Below are 6,854 nucleotides of genomic sequence, written 5' to 3'. Positions count from 1 at the left end.
GGATACGCTCGGATAAGTACAACTGATCAAAATTTGGATTTTCAATTAGATGCCCTTAATTCTGCTGGATGTAAAAGAATATTTAAAGATACCGTTAGTGGTGCAAAGAAATACAGGCCCGGACTCGATGAACTTTTGGAAAACTTGAGGGAAGGAGACGTTGTGTTGGTTTGGAAACTGGACCGGTTGGGACGTAATCTTAAACACCTTGTGGAACTTGTAACTGACTTCAATGAACGAGGGATTGGTTTAAAAAGTCTGAATGATCCAATAGATACCACTTCTGCGCAAGGAAGGTTAGTATTTAATATCTTCGCCTCTTTGGCAGAATTTGAAAGGGAAGTGATAAGGGAGCGGACACGGGCAGGTTTAGAAGCTGCTCGTAAAAGAGGAAGAAAAGGCGGGAGGCCCAGAGGGTTGAGTCAGAAGGCAAAACAAAAAGCTATTGTAGCAGAAGCCTTATATAGGGAAGATCTAAGCGTGAACGAAATTTGCGAACAATTGAAGATAGCCAAAGCCACATTTTATTCTTATTTGCGGTATCGGGGAGTTGAAGTTAAAGCCTATAAAAAAGGGGCTAAACAGGGGGTATCTGAGAATTAAGGAATCATCATTTAACAAAAAAAATCATACTTGGTAATCAAATGATCAAATTAAGTTAATTGTTTTTTTCCTTTTAGCCTCAAGCTTTTTGGTAGTTGATGGTTATTTTCTAATCTTTTAAATTGTAACTATTTTTCATAATAATTCATTAATATTAATTGTTTTTCATATGAAGTAAGTAATTTTCATGCTATATTTGTTATAAATATTCATGCTTAAGTCATATGAATCAATATTTTTCACAAAAAGTAAACAGTTTTCATGACAGGGAGACCCCTGAAGAAGGAACCTTGGTGGGGTATTCTTTCTTAATTAATCTGTTAGAAAAAGAATATCTTCAAAGCCTACCTTTACCTGATCAATTAGCAATCGTAACGGAAAAACATCAACGTTACAACACCAAATACTGGCAGGTATTTACCAAGAGGCATAAACCAAAAGATAATATAGGCAGCCATCTTGTTTTTGCACTTAAATATGAAGGTATTGATTTGTTCTTACTAAAAACCTTTTTTAAGTATAGTGGGGAAAGGCAAATTATAGAGTTGATGAAAAAAGAGCCCACCGGCCAGTATGCTAGAAGGCTTTGGTTTTTATATGAATGGTTGATGGGACAGAGACTTCAAATTGCAGACCTAAAAACAGGCTCCTATGTAGAGTTATTAAATTCCAAACTGCAATATCCGGGCCTTACCATCAATTCAACTCGACATAGAATTAAAAACAATCTTCCTGGGGTTCCTGAATTTTGTCCGTTGATAAAAAGGACTGAGAAACTTGAACAATTCAGGGCAAAAGGCCTTTCATCCACTATAGAAAAGGGATTAAGCAAGCAGGATAAAGAATTGGTTCGTAGAACAGCTGCTTTCCTACTCCTAAAGGATTCTAGGGCTTCCTTTGCCATAGAGGGAGAATATCCACCAAGCCTTAGAGCGAGAAACTGGGGAAAAGCTATTGGACAAGCCGGCAAAAAGGAATTAAGTATTCTGGAGATAGAGCGCTTACAACATTTGGTTATCGGCTCCAAAAAACTAAAAAACATGGGGATCCGGAAAAATGAAGGGTTTATTGGAGAACATGACAGAGAAACCTTATCTCCCATTCCTGATCACATTTCTGCTAAAGTTCAGGATCTTCCTATATTAATGGCTGGATTAATGGAAACCAATCGATTGTTGGAAAAGGCAAATTACGATCCTGTTTTAGCGGCTGCAACCATTGCATTTGGCTTTGTGTTTATTCACCCACTGTCAGATGGAAATGGAAGGATACATCGTTATATTATTCATCATATACTGGCAAAATCAGGTTATGCCAAAAGGGAAATGATATTTCCTGTTTCGACAGCTATCTTAGAGCGTATTGGTGAATATCAGAATATTCTGGAATCACATTCCCATCCAAGGTTGGACCTGATAAAATGGAAAGAAACCCCTGATCATAATCTTAAAATCCACAATGAAACCATTGATTTATACCGCTATTATGACCTTACCCCACAGGCAGAGTTTTTATATGAATGTGTGGAAGATACGATCATCAGAATTATTCCGGAAGAGTTAGATTATCTGAAGAAATATGATCGTATGAGTTATTTGATCAATGAACAGGTGACTTTGCCTGACAATAAAGTTGATTTATTGATTAAATTACTGATCCAAAATAGTGGCACACTGTCCAAAGCAAAAAGGCAGAAGGAGTTTAGCGAATTGACAACTGAGGAATTAATGAAAATTGAAATGGACTACAAAGAAATTTGGGGTAAATAGAGTGTTTTTATCGACCGTTTCTTACTACCTCCTATCTGTCCTGTACATAACCCAAACTTTGCCCATTATTAATCTCTAGGTATTTCAATCATGGAAAGTAATGAAAAAAAGTAAACCCAATGAATAACTCTCAGGTTTACTCTGACTGTGAGCAATAGCCAAAGAGAATAAAATAACAACAGCTTTATTTATATGCAAAGCTGGTGGAAGATAAATATATACAGATCAAAAACTTACTGCAAAGAGTAAAAGCCAGGGTCCATGAGATTAGGCATTATCCTTTGCGTTGGGAAAAACTCCCCCTAACTTTAGTAGTTTTGGGAGTTTTCAACCTGTTTACTCCTCCATCCACTTTTCAGGCTTCAAGCCATGTTTTTCATAATAGGTCTTTGCAATTTTTTCCAGTTCATAGTGTATGAGGGTACCAGGGAAACGAATTTCTTCCTTTTTTCTAATCTTATCGAAGGCCTGCAGTACATGTTTTTTCATCCGAAAAGGAGCATATTCGATTTGCTTTTTTTTCCGCAGAGCAGCCAGTTCATCAACCGCTTCATTTTCAATATCTTCTTTCAATTCTTGCCTTGGTGTAGCATTTTCTATCTCTGGTAAATCTGCTGTATCTTCAATTTTCAGATTGGTAGCCTTATTAGGTTTTCCCCATTTTCTTGGTGTGATGTTCTCGCTCATCCTATTTTCTCCTTTATTTCATCATATATGGACAAAAAATCTGCTTTCCCATTTTCCCCCTCCCCTACTGGGTAATCATGGATACTTTTCTTTTCTGCAGCTCCTTGATCAAGACGAACATCCACCCTTAATATCGTATCAAATACAGGATTACCACTGTTCCGGATAATATCCAATTGTTTTCTCTTGTAATTCCCCTTTTGGCGCTGATTATACTCATTGAACAGAATTCCTAAAAATTCAAGATCTGGATTTTCCTCCAAACTTTGCTCAGCACTTCTCAACATCTTATCAAGGCCACGATTGGAGAAATAGGAAGGCTTTACAACGATAATGAAACCATTAGCTGCCATCAAAGCATTATCCTGTACTAGCGTATTTGTTGGAGGTGTATCAATCAGGATCACATCGAAATTTTTCTTTATCCGATCTATCTTCTTCTTAAGCAAGAATTCCCGCATCCTTACCGAATTCCAACGAGTCTCCACTTCCTCCCCATTCGAATCATTAATAGGCACTAACCACAAGTTTTCTCTTACCTGATAGACAGCATCCTCTATTTCGATTCTTTCGAGGATCACTTCTCCCAAATGATCTTTGGGCAATTCCTCATCATTGAAAAAGCATTGACTCAAATTTGCCTGATTATAATCTGTATCAATCATACAGGTCTTCAATCCTTTCATGGCCAATGTACAAGCCAAATGAAAGGTAGTCGTAGTTTTTCCCACCCCTCCTTTTTTGTTTGCAATGGTTATTATTTTGGTCATAACAAAAATAAGTTAATAGATACTGTATACATCTATATAATACTTCTATCTTACAAGTATAAGATATACATATATTAATACCTATACATTATACAAACCTTTATATTAAACTTAATACAAATACTGTACACAAGCACGTAAACAAAATACGTATTATTATACATACACTGTATACATAATCAGTGTACAAATACAGAATACTTATACAGAATATAGAAAATAAATAAAATCCCTCCTAAAAATCAAATTGGTGGTGAATTTTGGCATAATTCGTAATATCCAACATCGCTTGATCTTTCTCATTACCATACTTTTGCACAAGCCATTGAGAATAATAACTAATGGCCAAGTCGGATGGCTTACCGGACTCAAACTCAGAAAAATATTTTCGTTCTAGTGAGCTCTCGCTATCTTCAATTTCAAAACAAAAAAGTGCTAAATCAGACTCATCAGCTTCCTCAATGAAACGTTTCAAAAGAGATTTTCTAAAACCATCATATTCCATTCGAATCAGATCCCTCTTTTCATCTTCCTGTTGCTTCCTATTCTTTTTCAATTTGACCTCCTTCATCTTTCTTTTTCCTTCTTCCAGCTTGTCAAATTCCTCCTGATAGAAACCATCCTTCAATGCCTTCAATAGATATCCTTCTTTCCTTACAACATGATCAAGGTTTCGAATCTTCTCAATAGAAAAATCAAGAATTCCTTGGTCATATTTCTTCAAAAGCTTTTCATAAAATTTCGGATCAGGGAAACCAGATGGGGAAGGAGAGTGAGGTTTAGAAGTACCATGATCTTCTCCGTTCCCTTGATTAAGGGAAACGGTATTTGAAGCATTTTTCCTTTTAATCTTAAAATGATAATGGGTTACAGATCTTCCCTTTGTAATCTCCTCAAAAGAAAGTTGAATATCTGTTAACTCACTTTCATTTATTTCAGCAATAGCAGGGATAATAACACGCTCTCGAATTCTACTCGGGTTGCTTAAACTTTTCTTCTCTTTAATATACAACATGTCTCGGAATCGCATGTATTCAATCTTTCGCTCCCCCAAACTCTCATATTGCTTACAAAGCTCATATAACCTAATTGAATATACTTTTTTCAACTGAGATACATTCCTCAAGGAATATTTGGTAAACTTCTCAGTAAGACCAATCAAAAATTCCTTTACCTCAGCAGAGAACTTGATATAAATAAAATCATTCCCTTCAACCTTTCTTACCCTTGAAATAAAATTACGAGAATCCCACTGCTCATCACTATCCAGTATATCAATAGAGGTTTTAGTTAATTGTTCCAAAGATTCCCTCACTTGTCTGTATTGGGCTCCTTTAAGTTTCTTTTCCTTAGGTAATCCGAGAACATCAGCTATATGAATTTTATATTCTCCTAGTTCTTGGGAATCAGGCTTAATCTGGACCATAGCAAGCAATATGGCTCTTTGCTGCGTCAGGGTGAAATCACTCCTGGATTCTACCAGTTTATTCGATTTCACTAGTTTAAAATCAATCGAGGGCAAAAGGGTCATTCTAAAAAATTTTACTTGCCATTTTTATTAAAAACAGTTCTTTTCTTTTAATATATTTGGCAACAATATAAAAAGATTCCATGGAATTCCATCACAATCTTGCAAAACTTGCCAAATATATTAAAGGCCCACAAGCAACCTCTTAATATAAAAGGCAAGAAAATATAAGCGTTATCAAGAGTTACCATAAAAGGAGGCAAGTTTTTTAATATAAATGGCAAGTAGGCAGGTAATAATTCAAAGTTTTTAATATAAATGGCAAGAACCAACCTAAAAGGAACTAAACGAATTTTCTTTTTAATACAAATGGCAACTTTAATAGTGAACTAGGGTTAATTCAAGAATTATTGACCTAGAAACCAAAAATATTCACTTATTTTTCGTCCTTTATTAATATAAATGGCTAAATAATCTCCAAATCATTATAACTCTATAGTTTCCCCAAAAGAAGACAGCTTCAAGTTGAGAATAATTTTTTAAAGAAACCCTTATCTTAAACAAAAGCATTGTAGAGGGCAGAGAAATGATCAATAAGGCAAATCCTAGGCTAAGAATAACCAAGTAATGCAGTTTGCTAGCTATCCGTAAGTCGAACTATTATTATGAGCCCAAAGGAAAAAGCTCCTTGAACCAAGAAAATTAAATGAAAGCCAATATACCAAGCGTCCTTTTATGGGCATGCCAAATATGATTAAGTGACTTAGAAAAATAATTACCTGGTAAATGAAAAAAGGATCTTGTATTTGGGTCAATTAATGGATATAAAAGCTCTTGTACCTGATCCACATTCCTCTAAAGGGATTTTTACATACAGTAGCCTTATTTGCTTAAGAGAGCTTAAGGATCAATCGTGTAATTCAAGTTTGAGCAACTGACATACTTTATATTCCGGTACAAAAAGGGTTATCTACCGCGTGGAAGTAATTAACCTAAAAAGCAGGTATATACTGCGGAGTTCCATATCACACACCATGTAGACTGAATGGTGTCAGGGGCCCAAAGGAATCTGAAGAAAACCAAGGAGTACCAGGAATTGAATTTATTTGCAGACTAGCAAAGGCGGTTTACCAGTGAGATCTTCACCTCTTACTTGCTGGAATAAAATACAAAATTAAGAACGGGTGGTTAGGGAAGAGCAATAAATAATACTTTTATTGAACGTTTATGGCTTCGTCTAAAATTTGAAAATATATATTTAAAATCAAATCTTACTGGTCCTCAATAATACCTGCACCTTATGAAATATTTCCAGTTTTATAATGAGGTAAAAGACATTGATGATTAGATAATTATAGATCAAAAGATGTCTTTGAATATAGTATTTGGATTAATTCATCTATGACAAAGGCAAACCCAAAACAGAATCTGAAAGGACTATTGATGACCAATCCAAAAATAAATAAAGTTTTTAGGTTTTACAGTTCTAAAACTAGGGAAATATCCTTTTAATATAAAAGGCAGGTATTTAATATAAATGGTAAAAGTTTTAATATA

General features: G+C 35.1%; 5 protein-coding genes. 2 read left to right on the top strand and 3 right to left on the bottom strand.

Annotated features, from left to right (window positions below; all coding sequences use genetic code 11):
• Together E1171_RS11120 and E1171_RS11115 are read left to right on the top strand one after the other, a co-directional pair.
• Positions 1-603, top strand: a 603-nt coding sequence (locus E1171_RS11120) for a recombinase family protein (protein WP_155206080.1), incomplete at its 5' end; no start/stop codon positions are given.
• Positions 604-827: 224 nt separating this feature from the next.
• Positions 828-2,372, top strand: coding sequence for a Fic family protein (locus E1171_RS11115; protein WP_155206079.1), 1,545 nt, complete (start codon positions 828-830; stop codon positions 2,370-2,372).
• Positions 2,373-2,708: 336 nt separating this feature from the next.
• Here E1171_RS11115 and E1171_RS11110 read toward each other — a convergent pair whose 3' ends face one another.
• The 3 genes from E1171_RS11110 to E1171_RS11100 form a co-directional block, all read right to left on the bottom strand.
• Positions 2,709-3,059 (bottom strand): hypothetical protein, encoded by a 351-nt coding sequence (locus tag E1171_RS11110; protein WP_155206078.1) that lies wholly within the window; start codon positions 3,057-3,059, stop codon positions 2,709-2,711.
• Positions 3,056-3,829 carry a ParA family protein gene (locus E1171_RS11105; protein WP_155206077.1) on the bottom strand — a complete coding sequence of 258 codons (774 nt, stop codon included), beginning with the start codon at positions 3,827-3,829 and terminating at the stop codon, positions 3,056-3,058. The genes E1171_RS11110 and E1171_RS11105 overlap by 4 nt, the downstream gene beginning before the upstream one ends.
• 235 nt (positions 3,830-4,064) lie before the next feature.
• Positions 4,065-5,327 carry a RepB family plasmid replication initiator protein gene (locus E1171_RS11100; protein ID WP_187696399.1) on the bottom strand — a complete coding sequence of 421 codons (1,263 nt, stop codon included), beginning with the start codon at positions 5,325-5,327 and terminating at the stop codon, positions 4,065-4,067.
• Positions 5,328-6,854 lie beyond the last annotated feature (1,527 nt).

Source organism: Xanthovirga aplysinae (assembly GCF_009711365.1).
Classification (GTDB): Bacteria; Bacteroidota; Bacteroidia; order Cytophagales; family Cyclobacteriaceae; genus Xanthovirga; species Xanthovirga aplysinae.
This window is presented reverse-complemented; position numbering and strand designations above follow the sequence as displayed.